This is a genomic window from Halorubrum luteum (assembly GCF_054652935.1).
The window spans coordinates 380,256-403,040 of record NZ_BAAIGT010000002.1 but is presented as its reverse complement, the minus strand read 5'-3'; the positions used below and the strand labels follow the sequence as shown (position 1 = coordinate 403,040).

Sequence of the window (22,785 nt, the reverse complement as noted above, 5' to 3'; positions counted from 1 at the left end):
GCGGCTTGCCTTTATCGATCCGCCGACCGGGGCGTTCAGTTGGTGTCATATCGATATCATACATTGGATATGTGGTATGATATCACCTGAATAGGGAGTGAACATCATCGAAGTCGAGTGTCACATTTCCTATGATTGGCTTATTATAAAGGGCCACTATATTTGCACGGATCACTCAGGGAGTTGAGTCGATTATGATCGTTTGCATGAGCCAGAACACCGGGAGTAGCAGCCTCGGCCGGCGAGGGTTTCTCAAAGCGGGGGCGGCGGCGACGCTTGCGGCGGGCGTCGGCAGCCGCACGCTGGTCGAGGATGCGCAGTCAGCGACGGACGACGCCGACGACGAGACGGACACCGAACTGGTCAAAACGATCTGTTCCCACTGCGCGGTCGGCTGCGGGCTCAAGATGGAGGTCGAAAACGACGCCATCGTCGGGCAGGAGCCCTGGGAGGACCACCCGGTCAATCAGGGTGGGCTCTGCTCGAAGGGCGCGAGCCTGAGCCAGACCGTCAACTCCCCGAACCGACTGAAAGAGCCGATGAAAAAGGAGGGCGGGGAGTGGGTCCGCCTCGACTGGGACGAGGCGATGTCGGAGGTCGCCGAGGAGCTCTCGCGGATCCGCGAGGAGTACGGCCCCGACAGCACGATGTGGATGGGGTCGGCGAAGATCTCCAACGAGGAGGCGTATCTGTTCCGCAAACTCGCCGCCTTCTACGGCACGAACAACGTCGATCATCAGGCACGCATCTGCCACTCCACGACGGTCGCCGGGCTCGCGAACACGTGGGGGTTCGGCGCGATGACACAGTCCGCCAACGACGTGCAACACGCCGACGCCAACCTGATCATCGGGCACAACCCCGCGGAGTCACACCCGGTGATGATGCGGTACATCCAGCAGGCGCGAGACGACGGCGGCGAGGTGATCGTCGCGGAGCCGCGGGCGTCGAAAACCGCGGCGCACGCCGACGACTACGTCCAGTTTCGTCCCGGCACCGACATCGCGTTCATCAACGGGCTGTTGTACCACATCGTCTACACCCTCGAGGCGCACGACGAAGCGTTCCTCTCCGAACGCGTGTACGGCTGGGAGGAGGTGAAAGAGACGATCGCCGACTACGACCCCGAAACCGTCTCCGACATCACCTGGGTCGATCCGGCGGAGATCGAGACCGTCGCCGAGACGCTCGTCGAGGCCGACGTCAGCACCGTCGAGTGGTCGATGGGGTCGACCCAGCACACGGTCGGTACGCAGAACATCCGCTCGTACGCCCTGTTGAACCTGGCGCTCGGCCACACCGGCCAGCCGGGCGGCGGCAACAACCCCGTTCGCGGCCACGACAACGTGCAGGGCGCGACGGACATGTGTATCCTCTCGCACACGCTACCGGGGTACTACGGGCTCGACCGCGGGGCGTGGGAGCACTGGACGAACGTCTGGAGCGAGTCCGCCGGAACCAGCGGCACGGTGAGCTACGAGGAGATGCGGGACCGCTTCGCCTCCCAAGAGCTCATGGAGAAAAACGGCCTCACCGTCAGCCGCTGGTTCGAGGGCGCGCTCGACGACGAGCAGCGAAAGGGTGACCTGTATCAGCCCGAGCAGGTGAAAGCCGTCGTCGTCTGGGGCCACTCGCTGAACTCCATCAGCGAGATGAAGCGGGTGAAAGAGTCGATGGAGAACGTCGAGCTCGTCGTCGGCATCGACCCGTTCCCGGGGCTTCACAGCTCGCTGCCCGAGCGTGAAGACGGGATCGTGCTGCTCCCGGCGGCGACGAACCAGGAGAGTCGCGGCTCGGTTACCGCCACGAACCGCTCGGTCCAGTGGCGCTACCAGCCCGTCACGCCGCGACACAACTCCCGGCACGACTTCGACATCCTCACCGAGCTGGCCGACCGGCTCGGCTTCGGCGAACACTTCGATTACGACGAGATCGAGGAGGTGCTCGAGGAGATCAACCTCGGCACCCGCTCGATCGGGATGATCGGTCAGACCCCCGAGCGGATCAAAGCCCACATGGAGAACAGCCACGTCTTCCGCAGCGAGGACCTCAAAGCCGAGGTCACGGACGACCACGAGCTCGCGGGCGAGTACTTCGGACTCCCGTGGCCCTGCTGGCACGACGACCACCCGGGCACGCCGATCCTCTACCGCGACGAACTCCATCCCGCGGAGGGCGGGCTCGACTTCCGCGCCCGCTGGGGTACCGAGGCCCCCGACGGGGAGACGCTGCTCCGTGACCAGTACGAGCCCGACTGGTACGACGGGGTCATCGAGGGCGTCCCGCAGTATCCGGGGTACGCCACGGAGCTGCCCGACGGCGGCGACCCCGCGGCGGCGACGACGCCGATCGAGTACGCGCTGAGCGAGAACCACTCGCCGTACGACGCCGCACAGGCCCTCGCCGCCGACGGCGCCGACGTCGACCCCGAGGAGTTCGCCGAGTTCACCAACGAACAGCCCGATCCGCCGACGGGGAGAGGCCGCGCTCGGGCGTCCACGTGGAACCTCCCCGACGAGACGCCGGTTCACCGCGAGCCGGTGGAGACGCCGCGGCCGGATCTCATCGACGAGTATCCGAACTACGACGTCCAAGAGGACTTCTACCGGCTCGACCTCGACAACCGTGGCAATCAGGAGTCGTTCCGGAACCTCGTCGACGAGTTCCCACTCGTGTTGACGAGCGGCCGGCAGGTCGAACACCAGGGCGGCGGCTACGTCACCCGGAACACGGTCGGCACGGCGAACCGGGAGCCGATGATGTACGTGGAGATCAACCCACGGGTCGCCAACGAACACGGGCTCGACACCGGCGACTGGGTGTGGGTCCGGACGGAGCCGGGGAGCATGCTGGTTCAGGCCCGCGTTACCGAGCGGGTCAACGAGGAGGAGGCGTTCATGCCGTTCCACTGGACCGGCCTGTTCGAGGGCGAAGATATCACCGACCGCTATCCGGACGGGACGGAGCCGATGGTGATCGGCGACTCCGTCAACATCGGGACATCGGTCGGCTACGACGTCGTCACGAACATGCAGGCGACGAAGGCCACGCTGTGTGGCCTCGAACCCGCGGACCCAGCGGAGGTCCCGGAGCTGCCCGAGGAGCAACGTGCCTACCAGCGCCAGCGCGGCTACACGCGGTGATCATCAATGAGTGGAACGCCACGAGTCATTCCGAACCTCGACGCATGTATCGACTGCGGGGCCTGTGAGGTCGCCTGTAACCGGACGTGGGACCTCCCCCAGGACAGCAACCGGATCCGTGTGGTCACACACAACGAGGGCGAACAGGGCGGCCGGTTCAACGAGGGCGAGACGAACGTCCCGATGTCGTGTTACCACTGCGAGGAGGCCCCCTGTATGGACGTCTGTCCGACCGACGCGCTGTACAAGGACGAAGAAGGGCTCGTCCAGATAACCAAAGAGGACTGCATCGGCTGTTCGTACTGTGCGTGGTCCTGTCCGTTCGGCGCGCCACAGTTCCCCGAAGAGGGCGAGTCGACGGGTGATGCGGGACCGATGGACAAATGCGACCTGTGTAAACCCCGGCTCGACGAGGGGAAAGACCCCGCGTGCGTCTCCGAGTGTCCGACCGACGCGCTCGTGTACGGAAAACCCTCTGAGATCTCCGCGGAGGTCCGGGAGAACCGCACGGGCGACCTGTTCAAAGGCGACCTCGCGGGGGTCGTGTTCGGCGATGACTGACGGCGCCCGAACCCGCCGAAACGAGTTCGTCGACCGCGCGGTCGGCGATCCACATCGGAGGTGATCCCATGGCGACGGACCACACGACGACACACGAGGAAGCCGACACGGTACCGGAGCGCTCAGACACGACACACGACGGGTCCGGCGGCGGAGCCAACGTGCTCTACGAGTACCGGGTCCACGTCGCCGCCGCGCTCACGGTCGCGATAGTCGCGGCGCTTCTGTGGGGGCTCGAGTCGATCGCCGTCCCGCTCGCGGAGGCCCCGGTACTCCGTGAGACCGGCGGTGCGGCGGCCGCCGGCGGACCGATGGCGTACAACATGTACGAGGGGCTCTGGCTCGCCGTCAGAGCGCTGCTCGGCCTGTACATCGCCGGGGTCGCGATGCTCATCTCGCTCCTCGCGCTCGCGAGCTGGCGGGAACTGGCTGCCGACGGTGAGGGAGGTGACCGCTGATGGCGACTGAAACCCCGACACGAACGGAGAGCGGAGCCGTCCTCGAGCGGTTCTCCGGCGTGCAGGTGTACGTCCACGGGCTGATAGCGCTCAGCATCTTCGTGTTGTACCTGACGGGGCTTCCGTTGACGTTCAACGACCAGCTCGGCTGGTTGTTCGCGGTCGTCGGCCACGCGAACGTGATCCTCGTCCACGTGATCGCGGGCGTCGTGATGATCGGTGTCGGCACGTTTTATCTACTGTACCTCCTGTTGACGGCCGGGCTGTCTCGGCGGAGTCTGCCCGTCCTGCCGACGGGTTCGGACGTGCGGGAGGCGGTCGCGTACGTGAAGTATCTCGCCGGTCGCGGCGAGCAGCCGGCGGCGGGCAAGTACACGTGGCTCCAGAAAGCCGAGGTGTTCGTGCTCGCCGTCGAGCTCGTCTTACTCAGCATCACGGGGCTGCTGTTGTGGTACCGCGGGATCTTCGTCTCGCCGGAGTTCCGCGCGGTTCTCGGCGACCATCAGGCGCTGGCGGACACGCTGCTTCTGATCGTGCGCGACGTCCACGTCGTGATCGCGATGACGGCGCTGATGGGGATCTCCTTCCACCTCTACATGGTGAACGTGAAAGAGAAGTTCCCGTTCAACGACGGGATGTTCTCGGGAACCGTCTCGGCCGAACGCGCCGCCCACGAGTGGGAGGCGTGGGCCGACGACCACGGCGTCGCTGACGCGGACGACCACGGCGTCGCTGACGCGGACGACCACGGCGGAGCCGGAGGCTCGGCGACTGCGACCCCGTCACGGCGCGTCCTCGTCGGCGTGACGCTGACGCTTTTGTCCTTCTTCGCCGTCGTGTTGCTCGCGACGCTTTTCGCGTCCGTGCTGTCACCGCTTCCGACTCGCGAGTACCTCCTCGCGCTTCCGTTCGACCCGCTCGCACACGGCGTGCCGGCGATCGTCTTCTTCGTGGGGCTGAACGTCGCCATCCTCGTGATCCTCGCGGGGAGTGTCGCGATCTGTTACGGTCTCGCGAACCGACTCCGAGGTGCGTATCAATGACGAACACCGAGATCAACCCGTCCATGACTGACGACGAATCGAAGGCCGGCGGGCCGAGTCGCACCCCGGACGAGACGATCGGCGCGCTGTACGAGTTCTGTGCGGGGGTGATCGCGGACCCGCCGGACGCCGACGCGATCGATCGGCTCCTCGACGCCCCGCTCCCCGGTTCGCGTGACGCGCCGAACGAGTCGCTCGAGCGAGGGTTCGAGCGGCTCGACGCGTGGCGGCGAGCGGTCGACGACCCGGAAGCGGAAGCGGATCGACTCGCGGTGGAACACACGCGGCTGTTCGTCGGCCCGCGACCGGCCCTGCAGGTCCACGAATCGTACTACGCCGAGGAGTACCTCGGCGAGCCGCTTGCGAGAGTCCGCGGCACGTTGGACGCCGTCGAGGTAGATCCGGCCGCGGATCTTCGAGAGGAGGCCGACCACGCCGCAGTCGAGCTGTCCGCGCTCGCGACGCTCTCGCACCGCGCGGCCCGATCGGAACATGCCGCCCCCGACGCGACGCTGTTCCTGCGGGAACACGGCTGGTGGCTCCCGTCGCTCGCAAGCGACCTCGAGGACGCGAGCGGTGGCCAGTTCTACGCTGGCGTGGCGGCGCTCGTTGACGGACTCGTCCGGCTCGATGCCGAGAGACGGGGCGTGTCGCTCGAGGGGTGATACAGCGTCCACGCGTTCCCGTTTCGTGAGGAGGGTGGAGGTGTTTATGAGCCTGAATCAACCATATTCCGATATGGGACGGATCGTTCGCGCGGAGATAGTGATCCACGACGTGGAGACGTGCCCCGTCGCGAACGCCGCGAAACGGGCACACTCGTCGGTTACCGGGGTCGCGAGAACGACCATCGGTGACACCGTCGTCGAGGAGTTCAGCGTCGTCGACGACGGGTCTGTGGAGGAGACTGCGAACGGGCCGGCGGTGGAGGACGCGGACGGGTCGGTGGAGGACGCGGACGGGTCGGTGGAGGACGCGGACGGGTCGGTGGAGGACGCGGACGGGTCGGTGGAGGACGCGGACGGGCCGGTGGAGGACGCGGACGGGCCGGTGGAGGACGCGGACGGGTCGGTGGAGGAGGTGTTCTCGACGCGTGGCGAGACGGTGTACAGGTTCGAACACTCCAAGCTGGACGACTGTATCTGTGAGACCATCGAGGAGCACGGCGTCCCGGTCCGAGAGACGACGTTCGAGAACGGCGATCTCGTCGCGGTGTTTCACGCGACCGTCGAGACGGTCGGGGATGTCGTGGACGACCTATCGGAAATCGGCGTTGACGTCTCGGTCCAGCGGCTCGTTACTCCCGAGGGGGAGTCGGGAGGCGATCTCGTGCTCGTCGACCGATCCGAGCTTACCGACCGGCAGCTGGAGGTGCTGGAGACGGCCCACCGGATGGGGTACTTCGATCCTTCCGGCGGGGCGAACGCAAGCGACGTCGCCGAGGAGTTCGATCTGGCCCTGTCGACGGTCACGCAACATCTCTCGGCGGCACAAGGCAAACTTCTCGACGCGGTGATTGCGTCATCGAATTCGGAGTGAACCGGCTCGGGATCAAGCCTCGGGACAGTGATCCATACCGCCGACGGAACCGACGAACGAACACAGTTTCAGCGTCGGGCGGATCCGTGAGACTCCGTCCGGAACTCGAACCGTGCACCGCCGGCATCGCTCTCCGAGAGCTCGGTCGACCAGTCGTGTGCGTCCGCGATGGCGGCGACGATCGACAGTCCGAATCCCGTCCCTCCGTGTGAATCCGTGTATCCGAACTCGAACACCTCCGACCGTCGCTCCGCTGGAATCCCCTGTCCGTCGTCTTCGACGTAAAATCCCTCGCCGTCCGGAAGGCCACCGACGGTCACCGTGATCGCGTCGGCGGCATCGTCAGCACCGTTCCCGCCGTCGGCTCCGCTCGTAGTGTCTTCGTCGTGGCGGTCATCAGCGGCGGCGTGTTCCGCGGCGTTTCGAAACAGGTTCTCGAACAGCTGTCTGAGGCGGGTGGGGTCCGCGTGGATCGTCGCGTCGGTCCCCACGCGAAGGTCCGCGGCGTCGGTTTCGACCGTCTCCCAGCAGCGCTCGGCGAACGAACTGAGTTCGACCGGCTCGGTATCAGTGACGGTATCGTCTTCGCGTGCGAGCGTGAGCAGGTCGTCGATCAACTCCTCCATCCGGTCGTGGGCCCGTTCGATCGCCGCGTGATGTTCGGAGTCGCACTCCTCGGTTGCCAGCCGGAGCCGTCCCTGGGCGACCGTGAGCGGGCTTCTGAGATCGTGACTCAGCACGTCCGCGAACCGCTCGAGACGAGCGTTCTGCTGCTCCAGTTCGTCCCGCTGTCGCCGTAGTTCGGCCTTCCGGTCGTTCGCGGCCATCACCGTCTCGACGGTCGTCGCGAGAATCCGCGCGAGCGAGATGTCAGTGTCGTCGAACGCGTCCGGCTCCATCTCGCCCACGGAGAGCGTCCCGTACTCCCCGATCGGAAGGATCATCAGGCTGCGAAGCGCGGTGCCGGAGTCGAGGGCTCGTGTCGACTCGATGTCGTCGTAGACGGCCACCTCGCCGCGCTCGTACGCCCGCCAGTTGAGGGATCCACCGTCCGGAGTGAACACCTCCCGGGGCGGCAGATACTCACTGACACGGTCACCCTCCGCGACCGGAACAAGCCCGCCGGCCTCCTCGTCGTACAGACGAACGAGGGTGATCGTGAACTCGAGAATCTCCTCGGCGGCCGTGACGGTGCGCTCCGCTACCTCCTGTTCCGTCTCCGAGGCGATCAGGTCCTGCGTGGCCTCATGGAGTCGACTCAGCCGGCGCTCGCGCTCGCGGCGCTTCCGTTCCTGGTCGACGCGGTTCAGCGCGGTCGTGAGCGTCCGTGCCAGTATCTCCGCGAGCGCCTCGTCCGTGTCGGTGAACGCCTTCGGCTCGGGTGCCGACACGATGAACACGCCGTGGTCCCCGATCGGGTGGATGATGACGCTTCCGGCGGGGCTCTCCTCGCGGATCCGGTCTTCGTCGTCGACGTCGTCAACACGTCTCGGCTCGCCGCTCTCGAACACCTCCCAGACGAACGCATCCCGCGTCCCGGGCGGCGCGTCCCGGTCGTAGCTTGGCGGGGTGTCGAACGCCTCCGTTCCGCTTTCCGTCATCACGGCAGGACCCAGCCGGTCGCCGTCCTCGCTGCGGATGTGGACGCCGCTCAGTCGCGCACCCATCACCCGCTCCGCGGCATCGACAGCGACGCGAGCCGTTTCCCGTTTCGTCGTGGTGAACGCCAGCTCCCGTAGCTGGGTCCGGAGCTCGTCCACCCGCCGCTCCCGCTCGATTCGCTCTGTCACGTCCTGAAACGTCGAGATCACCCGCCGGATCCCTCCCGAGTCGTCGGCGACGACCCGGTGATGCCACTCACAGGAGACCGTCTCGCCCGTCGCCGTCACGTTTCGGTTGACGAGCGTGACGCGAGACTCGCCCTCACGGAGACGGTCGACCGTCTGCTGGACCCGGTCGATCTCGTCGTCGGGAACGATCCTCGTCCATCGCTCGCCTATCAGACGCTCCCGATCGTAGCCAAGGATTCGTTCGGCCGCCGCGTTGACCCGGTCGAACTCCAGCGACTCGGTCCACACCACCGCACCGACCGGGAGCCGATCGAACGGCGTCACGTCCCGGTTGTCGACCGCGTCGACGATACGATCGACGAGACCGTCACCGTCCGGACCATCCGACGTCGCCGTCTCGACGTCGGACACGTCCCCTATCGTCGCCCCGGACACGTAATCCGTCGCCCCGAACACGTAATCCGTCGCCCCGGACACGTAATCCGTCGCCCCGTGACGAACCGCCATCGTCGCGACGCGCTCGGAGCCGGAGCGGGGCGCGAGCACGAACGGAAGGTCCCCCCAGCGCTCTCGGACGGCTCGGAGAAGGTCGATCCCGGTCCCATCGGGCAGCTCGTGCCGTGCCACCACGCAGTCGACAGCGTTCGCCTCCAGCGTTTCGAGCGCTGCCGACACCGACCCGGCCGTCGTAACGTCGAGGGGACCGACACGTTCTCCGGGGGAATGGCGTCCGTCCTGAACGTCATCGTCCCGGTTCTTCCGATCTGCCGCCGGATCGAGACCCGGTCGATCCCGATCGTCGTCGTCGACGGACAGCACGCGGATCGGGAACTCCATGCATACGCTCACAACGACCCGCCGCAAAACAGTTTGGATGACGACGAGTTCAGCGACTCCGTGTCAACGTGGCTCCTCCAGGAAACCTTTCGTACCAGCAGTGATGACTAAGACGTGATGACGGAAAATGAAAACCTGGAACTTCCCGAGGAGATGTCCACACAACCGACCGAACTCGCCAAAGCTCACCCCGACGTGTGGAACTCCTATGCAGCACTGGGCGAGGCGTGTGCTGAGGCGGGGCCACTCGATGATGAGACGCGACGGCTGGTGAAGCTCGCGCTCGCGATCGCCAGTGAGTCCGAAGGGGCGACACACTCGCACGCCCGACGAGCGCTCGACGACGGCGTCTCTCCCGAGATGCTCGAGCAGGTTGCCGTCCTCGCGATCCCGACCATCGGGTTCCCGAAAGCGGTGGCCGGACTGAGCTGGATCGACGACGTTACTGACGACGCGTAACGGATCCTTCGGTCCGTTACGAGACGGAGTCGATCTCGTACAACTCGCCGTACTTGGCGTCGACGTACTCGAGGAACGCGTCCGCCTCGAGCGGCTCGCCAGTCGCACGCTCGACGAGCTCGTTCGTCTCGTACCGCGCGCCGTGTGCGTGCACGCGGTCCGCGAGCCACTCGTGCAGCGGCTCGAACTCGCCGTCGGCGATCCGTGCGTCGAGGTCGTCGATCTCGGCGTCGGCGGCATCGTACAGCTGTGCGGCCATAACCGATCCGAGCGAGTAGGTGGGGAAGTAGCCGAAGTTGCCGTGGCTCCAGTGGATATCCTGTAAGCATCCCTCGGCGTCGGTTTCCGGGCGGATTCCGAGGTACTCCTCGTACTTGTCGTTCCACGTTTCGGGGACGTCCTCGACGGCGAGGTCACCACGGATCAGGTCGCGCTCGATCTCGAAGCGGACGACGATGTGGAGGTGATAGGTGAGCTCGTCGGCTTCGACGCGGATGAGGTTGTCCTCGTACACCTGATTGACAGCCTCGTAGGCGTCCTCGACGGTCGCGTCCGCGGTCTCGGGGAACCGGTCCTGGAACCGAGACAGGAACAGCTCCCAGAACGCCCGACTCCGTCCAACGTGGTTCTCCCAGAGCCGAGACTGCGACTCGTGAACGGAGAGGTCACGCGACTCGCCGAGTGGCGTTCCCCAGTGCTCCTGCGGGAGTCCGAGGCTGTACTGGGCGTGGCCGAACTCGTGGATCGTCGAACCGAGCGCGCCGAGCGGGTCGGACTCGTCGAACCGGGTCGTCACCCGACAGTCGAACTGGTTGCCGGAGGTGAACGGATGCGAGGAGACGTCGAGACGGCCCCGAGAGAAGTCGTAGCCGAGCAGCTCCAGCGCCTCGCGGGCGAGCGCCTCCTGTTCGGCTTCGGGGAACTCGCCGGCAAAGGTGTCGACTGCGAGCTCTCGATCGGAGTCGCGGATCGCGTCGATCATGGGCACGAGCGTCTCACGGAGCGCCTCGAGGATCGCCTCCGCGCGGTCGATCGAGAGGCACGGCTCGTACTCCTCGAACAGCACCTCGTACGGGTCCCGGTCCGGGTCGACGTGGTCGGCGTACTTGCGTTTGAGTTCGACGTGTTTCTCGAGGTACGGCGCGAACGTTTCGAACTCGTCGTCGGCTTTCGCCTCCTCCCACGCGGCGAGCGCCTCGGAGCTGGTTTCCGAGATCTCCTCGACGAGTTCGACCGGAACGGCGTCCGCTCGTTCGTACTCCCGACGGATCTCCCGGACGACTGCCGCCTGCTCGTCGGTCAGGTCTACGCCGTCCAGCTCATCGAGCAGCTCGCCGGTCTCCTCGTCGGTGAGGAGCTCGTGTCGGAGCGACGAGAGCGTCGAGAGCTGTTTCGATCGGGCTGGCGTACCGCCCTCCGGCATCATCACCTGCTGGTCCCAGCTGAGCACGCCCGCGGCACTGCCGACCGCGTTCCAGCGGCGAGCGCGATCGAGGAGGCTTCCGTACGCATCCGGCGCATCCGCCGCATCCGCCGAGTCGGACTCCGTGGACTCCGTTGACATACCCTGATCTTCGTCGCGCGGCTTAAGAAGGGTCCGAACGCGGTCGTTTCCGGGCGGACCGTACTACGAAACCAATGTTGACCTCCTCCCACGGCTGAAGCCCTGTCTCTTACCCACAAATCAAGTCGCTACCGAGATCGATGAACTCGGCTGAAAATACCGATATCTACAGATGTAATGCCCTCATGAAGCGATTTTGTCGATCTCGTTTATCCGCATTCAGCAACTCCCAACCGCCGATATCACCGCCCGAATCGCTCCTCATCTCGATCTATCGAGTACAGATCAGGTCCGACAGCGTCTGAAAACGTCTGTTTGGGTCTCGGTGAACTTATGGGTAAAAGATAGGTCTCCGCCGTCGGGTGAAGGCGGGTTGTCGTGGGAGCTGTCGAGTTGGGCGCGGCGCGAGATCATCGAGAAGATCGAGTACCGCTGCAAGTACGTCGGCGTGGAAGTGAAGCGGGTGTTTCCACGGGGGACGAGTCGCGTGTGCCCGCGGTGTGGGTCGCCCGGGCATACGTGCAAGTCGCCTGATCACGATGAGGAAGTGTGGTGGGGCGGGCACTTCCGGTGCGACAACGCTCGATGTGGATTCGAAGGCGACCGGGATTACGTCGCGGCAGTGAACGTGGCCCGCGTGTTCTTCAGCGCGACGGATGGGTTGGATCACGGTTTTACGTCCTCCTACACGGGGGATTGCGAAACCGTGCCAGCCCGCCGTTCCGCTGGCACGCGGCTCACGTTCGGGCATGGCGTTGTTGCCTACAAGCCCGAACAGGCAGGGGCGACCGCTGGTGGTGGGTCGGCCCGCGTGGCGCCCGCCGTCGCCCTGCCAGAGTCGAATTCGGATGGTAGTGATGGGTGTGGCCCAACCACCCGCCAGTACACCCAATTCCAACGGGTCACTGCGGAAAATAGGAACGGTGACGCAACTCGGACGGGCTACCTGTCGGCCCGGAGCCCGCTGCCCGGCAGCGTCGGTGTCGTCTTCGTTTCCGTCGAGACGATGTCGACGCCGCTGAGCTCGAATCGTGCACCGCCGGCCTGGCTCTCGGTGACATCCACGGACCAGCCGTGTGCCTCAGCGATCCGTTCGACGATCGCGAGGCCGAATCCGGTTCCGTCCTGGGTCGTGGTGTGGCCCGGGTCGAACACGCGTTCGCGAACGTCCGGGTCGATACCCGGTCCGTCGTCCGCGACGTAGAACCCCGTACCGTCGGCGAGCATCCCGACTTCGATCTGCGGTTCGTCGGCGCCGTGTTCGTTCGCGTTCCGAAACAGGTTCTCGATCACCTGCCGGACGCGGCCGCGGTCACACTCGATCCGAGGGAGCGGATCCGTCACGTGGAGATCGGCCGCTGCCTCACCGCCGACCGTGCCCCACGCTCTGTCGACCACCGTACGGAGGTCGGTTTCGCTGGTTTCTTCGACCGTTTGGCCTTCCCGGGCGAGCGCGAGGAGATCGCCGATGAGTTCGTCCATCCGTCCGAGCGCGTCCTGTGCCCGAGCGATCCGTTCGGTTGCGGCGTCGCCGTCGAGGTCGGCCGCCACTTCGAGATTTCCGACGGCTACCGACAGCGGATTTCGAAGATCGTGCGAGACGACGCTCGCGAACTCCTCGAGTCGCTCTCGCTGGATCTCCAACTGCCGTTCTCGCTCGACGCGCTCTCCAGCAAGAAAGAGATATCCGACGACGTCACCGCGGCCCCCACCAGCGACGGTGGTGTTGCTTGCGCCGTCAGGATCGACGTGGTCCGGGTTTGCGGAGTCGTTGGGGTCCGTGTCCGTATTTGCGGAGTCGTTGGAGTCCGTGTTCGTGGAGTCGCCGGTGTTTGAATCGGCAGCAGCGGCGTCGACGAATCGTCCACGTTCGTGAATCCACGTCTCATCGTCCGTGACGAGACGGTACGCTACGTCTACCCGTCGTTGATCGTCGTGGAGCGCGCTCCGAAGCCGCTCCCGATCCTCGTGATGGACGGCGTCGAGCCACGATGAACGACCGAGTTCCCCGACCGGAATCGGTAGTTCGTTCGACGACTCGACGACCAGCCGGTCGGCGGCACCATTCGGACGCCGGTACGCGACTCCCGGACGATGATCGTTCCCACGGGGCATATGTTGCCTAGAGTCGTGGCCTCAGATAAGTCTTATTTATTTTATAATTCTCCGGCGTAGTTTTATCTGCTCGTCCGATGAACACACGGATCGGTCCTGGTGACACCGCGCAAGCATGGTGTCTTGGGTGGTCGAACAGTCGTCCTCCCGTCACCACTTTGTGCTCGTCGTGTGATGTGAGCGTATGCGCGCAGCCGTCCTTCGCTCGCACGGGGAACCGCTTGCGGTCACTGACGTGCCGGAGCCCGACCCGGGACCGGACGGGGTCGTCGTTCGAGTCGACGCCTGTGGCGTCTGCCGGAGCGACTGGCACGCCTGGAAGGGGCACGGCGAGTGGGCGAACGACCACGTACCGACTGGACAGGTGCTCGGCCACGAGCCTGCTGGCGAAGTCGTCGATGTCGGCGAACGCGTCGATCGGTTCTCGGTCGGCGATCCGGTCGTCGTCCCGTTCTCTCTCGGCGACGGCACCTGTCGGTCCTGTCGGCGGGGACACGGTAACGTGTGTGCGAACGGGCGAGCCCTCGGATTCGAGTCCGACGCGCCGGGTGCGTTCGCCGAACTCGTCGGCGTGCCGGCAGCCGACTACAATCTCGTCACGCGCCCCGACTGGCTCTCGCCCCGGGACGCCGCGGCGCTCGGCTGTCGGTATATGACCGCGTATCACTCGCTCGTCGAGCGTGCCGACCTCGACGGCGGCGACTTGCTCGCGGTCCACGGCTGCGGCGGCGTCGGCCTCTCAGCCGTCCAGCTCGGGACCGCACTCGGTGCCACCGTCGTCGCGATCGACGTCGACGACGACGCGCTCGCACGCGCCGTCGAGGTCGGTGCGGACCGCACGGTGAATCCAACGGAACTCGATCCGAGCGGTCACGACGTCCCGGAACGAGTTCGATCGGTCGCCGGTGGGGGCGTCGACGTCTCAGTCGACGCGCTGGGGATCGCCGAGACGTGTCGGAACTCGGTTCGTTCGGTCCGGCCTCGTGGGGTCCACGTCCAGATCGGTCTGACGACCGACGCGGAGCGCGGCGAGGTGTCGCTACCGACCGACTGGATGACCCGCTGGGAGGTGTCGTTCGTCGGCTCCCGCGGCATGCCGCCGACGAGCTACGACGACCTGTTTTCGCTCATCGAAGCGTCCGAGATCGATCCCGGCGACCTCGTCGGTCGAGAGCTTGCGCTCTCGGAGGTGTCCGACCGGCTCGCCGCGATGGACGAGTACGACAGCCGGGGTGTCGAGGTCGTCACCGAGTTCCACGGCTAGCGTTCCCGCTCCGCGCCGAGTCCGGGGATCGCGACGGCGTCTTCGACCCGACCCATCAGCTTCGAGGCCGTGAGCACCAGAGCGAGGTACGCGAGACCGGTCACCGCGAAGATGACGGTGTACCGGAACGTGTTCGACGCGATCTGGAACGCCCGGTAGTACAGCTCCGGAACGGTGATGAACGCCGCCAGCGAGGAGTATTTGATCAGGTAGACGAACTCGTTCGTCCACGAGGGGATCGCGTACCGGAGCCCCTGCGGTAACACGACGTAGTAGATCGTCTCCACCTTCGAGAGGCCGATGGCGCGCCCCGCCGTGATCTGTCCCTCCTCGACGCTTTCTAAGGCTCCGCGGATATACTCCGCCTGATACGCGGCGCCGTTGAGCGTGAATCCGACGATGGCGACCCAGACGACGTTTCTGGGGAACACCCCCGACAGCGCCGCCGGAACGTACTGGCTCAAGTTCAGTCCGTAGTGGAGCACGAACAGCTGTGCGAGAAGCGGTGTTCCCCGGAGCAGCTCCGTGTACGTCAACGAGGCGTACGCCGTGTACCGCCCGTACACGCGAGCGACCGACAACGGCACTGCGATGAAGAACCCGACCACGAGACTCACGAGCGTGATGACGATCGTGAGCCACATGCCGCGGGCGATATCCGGCGAGATCTCCACCGCGAACGCGACGTCGTTCGCGTACGCCGCGAGCCCCGGCAGCGTCGCGAGGACGGTCTCGACTGCAGCCGGCGAGACGAACGGGTCGCCGACGGGAACGACCACGCCGCCGAGCCAGCGGTTGAGCCAGCTTGCGACCAGCCACGTCCAGAACAGCGCGCCCGCAGCGAGCAGGAGGACGCGGCCCGCGGAGAGCTTCGACTCGGCCGCACGCTCGCGGATCGTGGCCGGTCTCGTCGCGCTCGCCATCAGTCGTGTCCCGCGATGCGTTCGAGGAAGCGGCCGGTCCGCTCCCGTTCCGGGCGTTCGAAGAGCTGTTCAGGCGGTCCCCGTTCGATCACGTGTCCGCCGTCGAGGAAGACGATCTCGTCGGCGACGGCTCGTGCGAAACTCATCTCGTGTGTGACGACGAGCATCGTCATTCCATCCGCAACGAGGTCGTGCATCACCTCGAGCACCTCGCCGATCAGCTCGGGATCGAGCGCGCTCGTCGGTTCGTCGAACAGCATGAGCTTCGGTTCCATCGCCAGCGCCCGAGCGATCCCGACTCGCTGCTTTTGGCCACCCGACAGCTCCGCCGGATACGACGCCGTCTGATCGCTCAGCCCGACGCGGTCAAGCTGCTCGCGGGCTCGCGCCTTTGCGTCAGAGTCCGACAGCCCGAGCACGCGCTGCGGCCCGAGCGCGACGTTCTGGAGGGCGGGAAGATGTGCGAACAGGTTGAAGTCCTGAAACACCATCCCGACCTCACGCCGAAGCTCGTTTACGTCCGTCTCCGGTCCGGTGATCTCCTCCCCGTCGAGATGGATCGTTCCTTCCTGAACTTCGGTCAGCCGATTCACACAGCGGAGCATCGTCGACTTGCCGGAGCCGGACGGGCCGATGAGCACGGAGACGTCTCCACGGTCCATCTCGAAGGAGACGTCGTGAAGCACCTGTTCGTCGCCGTACCATTTCGAGACGTCGACTGCACGAAGGAACTCGCCGTCACTCATGCGGACTCACTCCCTGGAATGGCGTAGTGGTCACCGAGACGGTCGAGCGCGCGGTTCGTCGCGAACGTGAGGATGAAGTATATCGCACTGATGAAGATGATCACTTCGAGCACCGCCGTCGTCCGCTCGACGAACAGGTCGTATCCACGCGTCAAAAGCTCCGCGAGACCGATGGCGAAAACGATGCTCGTGTCTTTTAACACGATGGTGAACTCGTTCTGGAATCCCGGGATCGATCGACGGAGCGCCTGGGGCACCGCGACGTGTCTGACCGCCTCGAACTGCGACATGCCGAGCGCTCGTGCCGCCTCCAGCTGTCCGTCGTCGACGCTCCCGAGCGACGCCCGGAAGATCTGGCTCTGGTACGCCGCGCTTCGCAGTCCCAACCCCAGTATGCCCGACATGACCGCACCGGAGATCGAGTAGAATCCGAGGTTCACCTGCGGGACGCCGATCACGAAGAACATCACGACGAGGATGACGACGATCGGCGTCCCTCGCAGTACCACTCCGACCGTCTCAACGAGCCGCTTGAGGTACCCGTCGCCGTACACCTCTATCGCGCCCGCCGGGAAGCCGACGATGAACCCCAGCAGGATCGACGCCACGGTCAGTCCGATGGTGAGCACCAACCCCCCGGCGAGATAGTCGGCGTTCCGGAACACGAACGCCCAGTCGTCGAGGTCGCCGACGAGGGGAACGACTGCCGACGCGATGGCGTCAGTGACGATCGTCGACGCGATGGCGTCAGTGACGATCGTCGACGCGATGGCGTCAGTGACGGCGTTCGGGTGCGCGGAGACGATGCTGTCGGCCGCGGCGAGTACGGCCCCCGCCGTTGCGGACATCTACTCCTGCCCGAACCAGCGGTCGGTGATCTCGGCGTACGTGTTCTCCTCTTGCACGGCGGCGAGACCGTCGTTGAGCGCCTCGCGGAGGTCGTCGTCCGCCTGACGAACCCCGAATCCGAACTCCTCGCCGGTCTCCTCGATGAACGCGATCTCCACGTCGCGCTGTGCGGCGAACGTCTCCGCGACCGGCAGGTCGATGACGACCGCGTCGATGTTCTCGTTTTCGAGGTCTTCGACCGCGAACACGTAGTTGCCGTACGAGGAGTAGTCGTCCTCGTCGATGATACCCGCATCGATCAGGTTCTGCTGTGCCTGGTCGGCGCCGGTCGTCCCGGACTGTGCGCCGACCCGCCGGCCCTCGAAGTCGTCCCAGCCGGCCGGCTGGAACTCGCCGCCGTCGCGAACGAGCACCGCTTGGTCCGATTCCCAGTACGGATCCGAAAAGGAGATCGTCTCCTGCCGGTCCGGGTTGATCGTCATCGCGGCGGCGATAACGTCGATCTGGTCGCTCGTGAGCGCAGGGATAAGCCCGTCGAACTCGTACTCGTCCCACTCTCCGAGCTCGTACTCCGTCTCTGCGACGACCGCTTCGAGCAGGTCGATGTCGAACCCGATCAGTTCGCCGTCCTCGCGCATCTCGAACGGCGGGAACCCGGGAGCGGTTCCCGGCGTGATCTCCTCGCTGTCGTCGCCGAGACAGCCGGCGATGCCGGTCAGCCCGACGACGCTCGACGCGCCAGTTACCTTCAGGTACGTCCGCCGACTGATGTCGGTCTCGATGTGGCGTGACATACACGTGGGAGGTGCAGCGTCGGTTTTAAGCTTTCCTCACGAAGACGAGGAGTTCACGATTCTGTCCGTTCCACCCGCAAAGCTACCGATTCGATCACTGTAACTTCACAAATCGATCGTGATGGATGGCGGCTCCGGACGCTCCTTTCGAGAACACTGATGTCGGATCCCGTCACCGAAACGGTGCTGTCGGATCCCGTCACCGAGCTGTCCACACTGCCGCACCGTCCGGCGGCTCACGCTCCGCCAGTCGGGATCGGCATCGACCGGCTCTCGGACTGCCGCCGTACGACCCACATGGCACCCACCGCGAGCGCGACGGCTCCGCCGAGCGCGACGAGGTTCACTCGCTGCCAGAACGACGTGTACAACACGAGGTCACGACCCAAAAGCAGGGTTGTCACGAGCAGGGCCATCGATCCACCGGCAAGGAGCCGCGTCGTCCGCGCCGTCGCCGCGTCGATCCCGGCGTAGTTCCCGCGAGTTGCCTCCGTCGCGAACACGAGCGTCGCGAGGAGCCCGAGATGGGCGGTCAGTCCGGCAACGTAGAACCACGCCTGCGCACCCGGCGAGTACGTCAGGAACGGCACCGCCCGCGAGAGGACGACACTCCCGACGAGTCCGGCGAGCGCGATGGCCAGCGCGACCCCAAGTAGCCGCGTCGTTCCACCCCGGTCGCCCGGATCGCGCCCCCACAGCGTCGCCAACCCCAGGAGCGTGAAGATGATCAGCGCGACAATCAGGTGTGCGGCGTGTGTCGAGACGGTGTAGCCGTCGGGAACGAGCCCCCCGATCGTCACCGTGATCGCGCCGACGGTGATCTGGACCGGGAGTACGACGACGGCGAGCGTCGCGGCCAGGCGCGTCCGCCGGTCGAACGATCCGAGCCACGTCCACGCCGCGACCCCGATGATCAGAAAGCCGGTTATCATCGCCCACACGCGGTGGAACCATTCGATGAAGTCAGGGTTGATCGTTAACGCGGGGATGAGCTGGTCCGAACAGAGGGGCCACTGCGCCTCACACGCCAGTCCGGAGCCGGTCGCAGCCGTGTACACGCCGATGGCGAAAAGCGTCAGCGTCATTCCCGTCGTCGCCGCCGCGTACCGTCGAAAGGTCAGCCACGCGGGTCGAACACTCATTTGCACGTGTTCAGGTTTCAGCGTATTTAGACCGTTCGACCGATCCGGACGCACGGGAAGCCGGCCGGCACACGGCAGCCACGCTGGAGTTCCATCGAACTGCTACCCGGTCAGTTGCCTTCGAGCCCGCCGCGCTTTCGTTGCCATCTCCTCGTTCCCCTCGACGTCGGCGAGGGTCTCCACCGCCTCGAGCTTCCGGACTGCGTCGTCGAGAAACGACCGCACGTCACCGGTGTACGCGTACACCATGTACTCGTCCGTCATCACGTCGACGATCGCCTGTGGACCGAGCCCCTCGGCACGGAGCTCGAGTACGTACCGGATGAACTTCTCCTCCGGACAGCCGCAGTAGGGGTTCGAATCACAATCACAGTCGAGAAAATCCTCGGCGAAATCGAGGATCCGGTCACGAGTCGTCGAATCGAGCTTCGAGAGACCGTCACCTGTGAACAGCAGATCGAGGGTCGCTCCCGAGAACGCTCCCTTCGGAACGTTCGTCTCGAGCTGCGAGGAGAGCTGCCGGTGGTTCTTGACGTAGATCTTATCCGTGAACGCCACGCGTGTCGATTCGTACGTCGTCGTCAGTTAAAAGAACACGGTGACGGTCGCGATGGGACCGGCACGCAAGCAGCTAGAACGCTCACCGCTGCAGGTTAACGAAGGGACCTCACACCACCGGAACGCAAAAAAGAGGCCTCACAGCTCAGGAACGGTAACGTGGAACCCTCCGTCACGGGATTCGACGAGACAGAGATGGTAGCCGCGCTTGCGCGAGAGCTTCACGAAGCTCTTTCGCTTCGATCGACCGAACAGCCCACCGCCGACCGCGTCGCTCGCGGTCTCCAGCGCACCGGGCTCGAAGAAGCTTGCCGTCACCGCGAACGCCCCTGCGAACGAGTCGTTCGACTCCGCGATGTCGCCACCGTGTGCCACGAGCGACTCGAGGGTATCCTTCTCGGTCGGATCGCGTCCGTCGTTCAACTCGGCGATGAAAAGCGGGTTCCCCATCCGGTCGCGCAAGACGAGATCGAACGTACGCTGTTCGCGGTTCTCCGATCCTCCCTCTCGGGTGATCACCGACACCGAGCCGTCGATCTCCGCGCGGTCGATCTCCGGAAGCGCGTCGTACAGATCGCGGAGGGCGCTTTCGTTCCCCGTTGAGCTCACCTCGAACGGGAGTTCCTGAACGAGCCATCGAGTGAACGTGTACTCCAACGTCCCGTGGAGAAACTCCTCGAACGCAACGCCGTCGACGGCCACACCGCCGCTGTCGAACCCCGTGTGGTGTTCGATCCGGAGGTTGTCCTCGAGCGCTTCCGAGTCCACATCGCCGTCGTGGACGTCGTCCAGCGTCACACCCCCTTTCGAGTCGTATCTGATGAAGAGGTTGGTCTGACTCCGCGCCTCTGCCGCCGAAAGGCTCCGTGCTGCGTTACCGTCCCCCGGGCGAGCCGCGGCGAGCTCCTCTCGCGTCCGTTCGAGCTCCGACTCGAGTTCGGCCATTTCGGATTCGAGCCCGTCGATCTCCGACTCCAGCGTCTTGACCTCCGACTGGAGACGGTCACGTTCCGCGGCGAGCTCGTCGCGCTCCTCGGCCAACGAGTCGCGGTCCGACTCGGCCGCAGACAGCGCTGACTCCGTCTCCTCGAGCTCCGTTTTGAGCCGCTGGAGCTCTCGGTTCAGTTCGCTCCGCTGGACCGAGGACCGCTCCGACACGGCCGACGTCCCGGCGGACTGCCCGGTCGATCTGGGCTCCGGGGAGTTGCGTCCCTCGTTCGTCGTTCTGCGTGGACCGTTCGACCGCGAGTCTGGCCGTTCGCTGGCTTCGGACGGATCGAGCGCCGGGATCGATTTCGCCTCCCGCCACTCCGCTTCCTCCGAGAACACGTCGTCGTCAGCCGCCGCTTCCGCCACCGTGTGCTCGCTGTCGGAAGCCGACTCGGCAGCTGACTCGGCGGCCGACTCGGACGCGGACGCGACCGTCCCGTGAGACGTCGTGGTCCCGTCTCGGGGTGGTTCGCTTCGAGCCGTTCCGTTGGCGGACGAACCGTTTTCGTCCGATCCGCTCTCGTCGGGACTGGCGTCCGAGCCAGTGTCCGCGACCTCGTCCGTGTCCGCTGCAATACCCGTTTCGGGTTCGTGGTCCGGATCCGATTCGACATCGCGGTCCGAACTCGCTTCGGCGGTCGATCCGGATTCGTCCCCAGTGACTGGTTCGGGCCCGCCTTCGGTTGCCGGTTCGGATCCGTCTCCAGTCGCGTCGTCATCGGCAGCTGGATCCGTTTCGTCGTCGTCAGCGACGGTGCTCGGTTGCGGTTCGGGGATCTCGCGGACGTCGAGATCGACCTCGTACACGGAGTAGATACCGACCTCGTCGTCGGCGAGATCGAACGCGTCCTCACCCGTCTCTACTCGTCGGGAGTTCCCGACGAACGCCGCGGCCCGTGACTCGCCGGCCGTGTATGTGACGTAGTAGTCACCGGAGAGGACGTTCTCCGAGAGCTCAACGTAGCCGGTGAACCCCCCCTCAGAGAGCTTTCGGTCCGCCTCCGACAGCGGCGTGTCGTTCGTGTAGTACTGTGCTCGCTTCTCGCCGCCACGCTCCTGCATCGCGAAAAGCAGCGGAAGCACCTCCTCCGGGGACTTATATACGGTCCCCGAGGCGTCGGCGAACGCGTCGAGCTCGGCGTCGACCGTCCCGACGACGCGGCCGTTCAGCATGAACAGCCATCCCGTTCCGTTCGTCGCCGCCCCTGAGAACCCCCGATCCGCGAGACGTCGGAGTCCGGCAAACCCGTCGGAGAAGCTCCGGTCGTCCCACTCGGTGATCTCCTCGATACGCTGGGCGTCCATTACTGGGTGTAGTTCGCCGGAGACGACGCAAATACTTTCCGGAGCGTAGGACGGCCGTCTGACGCGGTAAGGAGCCGGACACGACGGCACGAGATCGGCTTCCGGGGCGAGGCGGCACGGGCTCTGCCGTGACTACGGTGGCTGCTTCAGTCGTTGCGTGTCGACGCTCACTCGAACAGCCGATCGACGGTCCGGATAAACCGATCGACGACCCGATCCGGAAGCGACGGCGACACCGTATCGAGAAGCGCCGCCGTCCGGTCCGGATCCGCCAACGTGACCGTCATCGGCTCCGTTTCGGAGCGGTCGATAACGCCGTCCTCGGCGAGCTTCCCGACGTGATACGCGACCGTGCTTCGGGCGACGTCCAGTTCGTCCGCGAGGTCGACGGGGCGCATCGGCCCGTCCGCGTGGAGACGGACGACGATCCCGCGTGCCGTCTCCCGACGAAGGTACGCGATCGCCGTCCGTTCCCACGGGTCGAACTCCGGTGCGAAGTAGTGGGTTCGCCCGCCGATCTCCTCGATGACGACGTCGCCGTTCCGGGACAGCCGACGAAGATGGTACTGGGTCTGCCCGGTCGCGAGGTCGAGATCGCGGCCGATCCGGCTGAAGTGAACGCCGGGAGTGTCGTACACGTGTCTGCGGATCCGGTCACGAGTCGTCGACATTCGATGGATATCCGTTTGTTCCCCGGCGTAAAAC

Annotated in this window: 19 protein-coding genes and 1 pseudogene; 9 read left to right on the top strand and 11 right to left on the bottom strand. The window is 65.5% G+C overall.

All coding sequences use genetic code 11. The annotated features are described in order from the left end of the window. Positions 1-206 precede the first annotated feature (206 nt). The 6 genes from ACYQ0R_RS02015 to ACYQ0R_RS01990 all read left to right on the top strand — a co-directional run bounded on the left by ACYQ0R_RS02015 (position 207) and on the right by ACYQ0R_RS01990 (position 6,744). The gene (locus ACYQ0R_RS02015) at positions 207-3,143 is read left to right on the top strand and encodes a molybdopterin oxidoreductase family protein (RefSeq protein WP_459820676.1); all 2,937 of its coding nucleotides are present in this window, start codon (positions 207-209) and stop codon (positions 3,141-3,143) included. Between the two features lie 6 nt (positions 3,144-3,149). After that, positions 3,150-3,704: a 4Fe-4S dicluster domain-containing protein gene (locus ACYQ0R_RS02010; RefSeq protein WP_459820675.1), complete on the top strand. Its 555-nt coding sequence runs from the start codon at positions 3,150-3,152 to the stop codon at positions 3,702-3,704. A 68-nt stretch (positions 3,705-3,772) separates the two neighbouring features. Next, the gene (locus tag ACYQ0R_RS02005) at positions 3,773-4,162 is read left to right on the top strand and encodes a hypothetical protein (protein WP_459820674.1); all 390 of its coding nucleotides are present in this window, start codon (positions 3,773-3,775) and stop codon (positions 4,160-4,162) included. Further along, the gene (locus tag ACYQ0R_RS02000; protein WP_459820673.1) at positions 4,162-5,205 is read left to right on the top strand and encodes a cytochrome b/b6 domain-containing protein; all 1,044 of its coding nucleotides are present in this window, start codon (positions 4,162-4,164) and stop codon (positions 5,203-5,205) included. The genes ACYQ0R_RS02005 and ACYQ0R_RS02000 overlap by 1 nt, the downstream gene beginning before the upstream one ends. Further along, the gene (locus ACYQ0R_RS01995) at positions 5,202-5,870 is read left to right on the top strand and encodes a TorD/DmsD family molecular chaperone (RefSeq protein ID WP_459820672.1); all 669 of its coding nucleotides are present in this window, start codon (positions 5,202-5,204) and stop codon (positions 5,868-5,870) included. Before ACYQ0R_RS02000 ends, ACYQ0R_RS01995 begins: the two co-directional genes overlap by 4 nt. Positions 5,871-5,943: 73 nt before the next feature. Further along, positions 5,944-6,744, top strand: coding sequence for a helix-turn-helix domain-containing protein (locus ACYQ0R_RS01990; protein ID WP_459820671.1), 801 nt, complete (start codon positions 5,944-5,946; stop codon positions 6,742-6,744). 68 nt (positions 6,745-6,812) lie between these two features. Here ACYQ0R_RS01990 and ACYQ0R_RS01985 read toward each other — a convergent pair whose 3' ends face one another. Next, positions 6,813-9,371: a receiver/sensor box histidine kinase gene (locus ACYQ0R_RS01985; RefSeq protein ID WP_459820670.1), complete on the bottom strand. Its 2,559-nt coding sequence runs from the start codon at positions 9,369-9,371 to the stop codon at positions 6,813-6,815. A gap of 117 nt (positions 9,372-9,488) precedes the next feature. Here ACYQ0R_RS01985 and ACYQ0R_RS01980 point away from each other — a divergent pair, with 117 nt between their 5' ends. Further along, positions 9,489-9,830: a carboxymuconolactone decarboxylase family protein gene (locus ACYQ0R_RS01980; protein WP_459820669.1), complete on the top strand. Its 342-nt coding sequence runs from the start codon at positions 9,489-9,491 to the stop codon at positions 9,828-9,830. 16 nt (positions 9,831-9,846) lie between these two features. Here ACYQ0R_RS01980 and ACYQ0R_RS01975 read toward each other — a convergent pair whose 3' ends face one another. Next, complete coding sequence (locus ACYQ0R_RS01975) at positions 9,847-11,394, bottom strand: carboxypeptidase M32 (protein ID WP_459820668.1); 1,548 nt, start codon at positions 11,392-11,394, stop codon at positions 9,847-9,849. 325 nt (positions 11,395-11,719) lie between these two features. Here ACYQ0R_RS01975 and ACYQ0R_RS01970 point away from each other — a divergent pair. Next, positions 11,720-12,013 (top strand): annotated as a pseudogene (locus ACYQ0R_RS01970) (zinc ribbon domain-containing protein); the annotation flags it as partial. 323 nt (positions 12,014-12,336) lie between these two features. Here ACYQ0R_RS01970 and ACYQ0R_RS01965 read toward each other — a convergent pair. Continuing rightward, the gene (locus ACYQ0R_RS01965) at positions 12,337-13,509 is read right to left on the bottom strand and encodes a sensor histidine kinase (protein ID WP_459820667.1); all 1,173 of its coding nucleotides are present in this window, start codon (positions 13,507-13,509) and stop codon (positions 12,337-12,339) included. 184 nt (positions 13,510-13,693) lie between these two features. Here ACYQ0R_RS01965 and ACYQ0R_RS01960 point away from each other — a divergent pair, with 184 nt between their 5' ends. Further along, complete coding sequence (locus ACYQ0R_RS01960) at positions 13,694-14,773, top strand: zinc-dependent alcohol dehydrogenase family protein (protein WP_459820666.1); 1,080 nt, start codon at positions 13,694-13,696, stop codon at positions 14,771-14,773. Here ACYQ0R_RS01960 and ACYQ0R_RS01955 read toward each other — a convergent pair. The 8 genes from ACYQ0R_RS01955 to ACYQ0R_RS01920 all read right to left on the bottom strand — a co-directional run bounded on the left by ACYQ0R_RS01955 (position 14,770) and on the right by ACYQ0R_RS01920 (position 22,751). Further along, on the bottom strand, positions 14,770-15,696 hold the full coding sequence (locus tag ACYQ0R_RS01955) for an amino acid ABC transporter permease (protein WP_459820665.1): 927 nt from the start codon (positions 15,694-15,696) through the stop codon (positions 14,770-14,772). The genes ACYQ0R_RS01960 and ACYQ0R_RS01955 overlap by 4 nt on opposite strands. Then, positions 15,696-16,442, bottom strand: a complete 747-nt coding sequence (locus tag ACYQ0R_RS01950) for an amino acid ABC transporter ATP-binding protein (protein ID WP_459820664.1) — start codon at positions 16,440-16,442, stop codon at positions 15,696-15,698. Before ACYQ0R_RS01950 ends, ACYQ0R_RS01955 begins: the two co-directional genes overlap by 1 nt. Continuing rightward, positions 16,439-17,290 carry an amino acid ABC transporter permease gene (locus ACYQ0R_RS01945; RefSeq protein WP_459820663.1) on the bottom strand — a complete coding sequence of 284 codons (852 nt, stop codon included), beginning with the start codon at positions 17,288-17,290 and terminating at the stop codon, positions 16,439-16,441. Before ACYQ0R_RS01945 ends, ACYQ0R_RS01950 begins: the two co-directional genes overlap by 4 nt. Further along, a complete protein-coding gene (locus ACYQ0R_RS01940) occupies positions 17,291-18,085 on the bottom strand; it encodes a basic amino acid ABC transporter substrate-binding protein (RefSeq protein ID WP_459820662.1) in 795 nt (264 codons plus the stop codon). It lies immediately after the preceding gene. A 236-nt stretch (positions 18,086-18,321) separates the two neighbouring features. Continuing rightward, entirely contained in the window at positions 18,322-19,170 is an 849-nt protein-coding gene (locus tag ACYQ0R_RS01935) for a COX15/CtaA family protein (RefSeq protein ID WP_459825641.1), read from the bottom strand. Between the two features lie 159 nt (positions 19,171-19,329). Next, positions 19,330-19,785, bottom strand: a complete 456-nt coding sequence (locus ACYQ0R_RS01930) for a DUF5814 domain-containing protein (RefSeq protein ID WP_459820661.1) — start codon at positions 19,783-19,785, stop codon at positions 19,330-19,332. Between the two features lie 138 nt (positions 19,786-19,923). After that, positions 19,924-22,080, bottom strand: a complete 2,157-nt coding sequence (locus ACYQ0R_RS01925; RefSeq protein WP_459820660.1) for a DUF7527 domain-containing protein — start codon at positions 22,078-22,080, stop codon at positions 19,924-19,926. A gap of 167 nt (positions 22,081-22,247) precedes the next feature. Then, a complete protein-coding gene (locus ACYQ0R_RS01920) occupies positions 22,248-22,751 on the bottom strand; it encodes a winged helix-turn-helix transcriptional regulator (RefSeq protein WP_459825639.1) in 504 nt (167 codons plus the stop codon). Between the last annotated feature and the right edge of the window lie 34 nt (positions 22,752-22,785).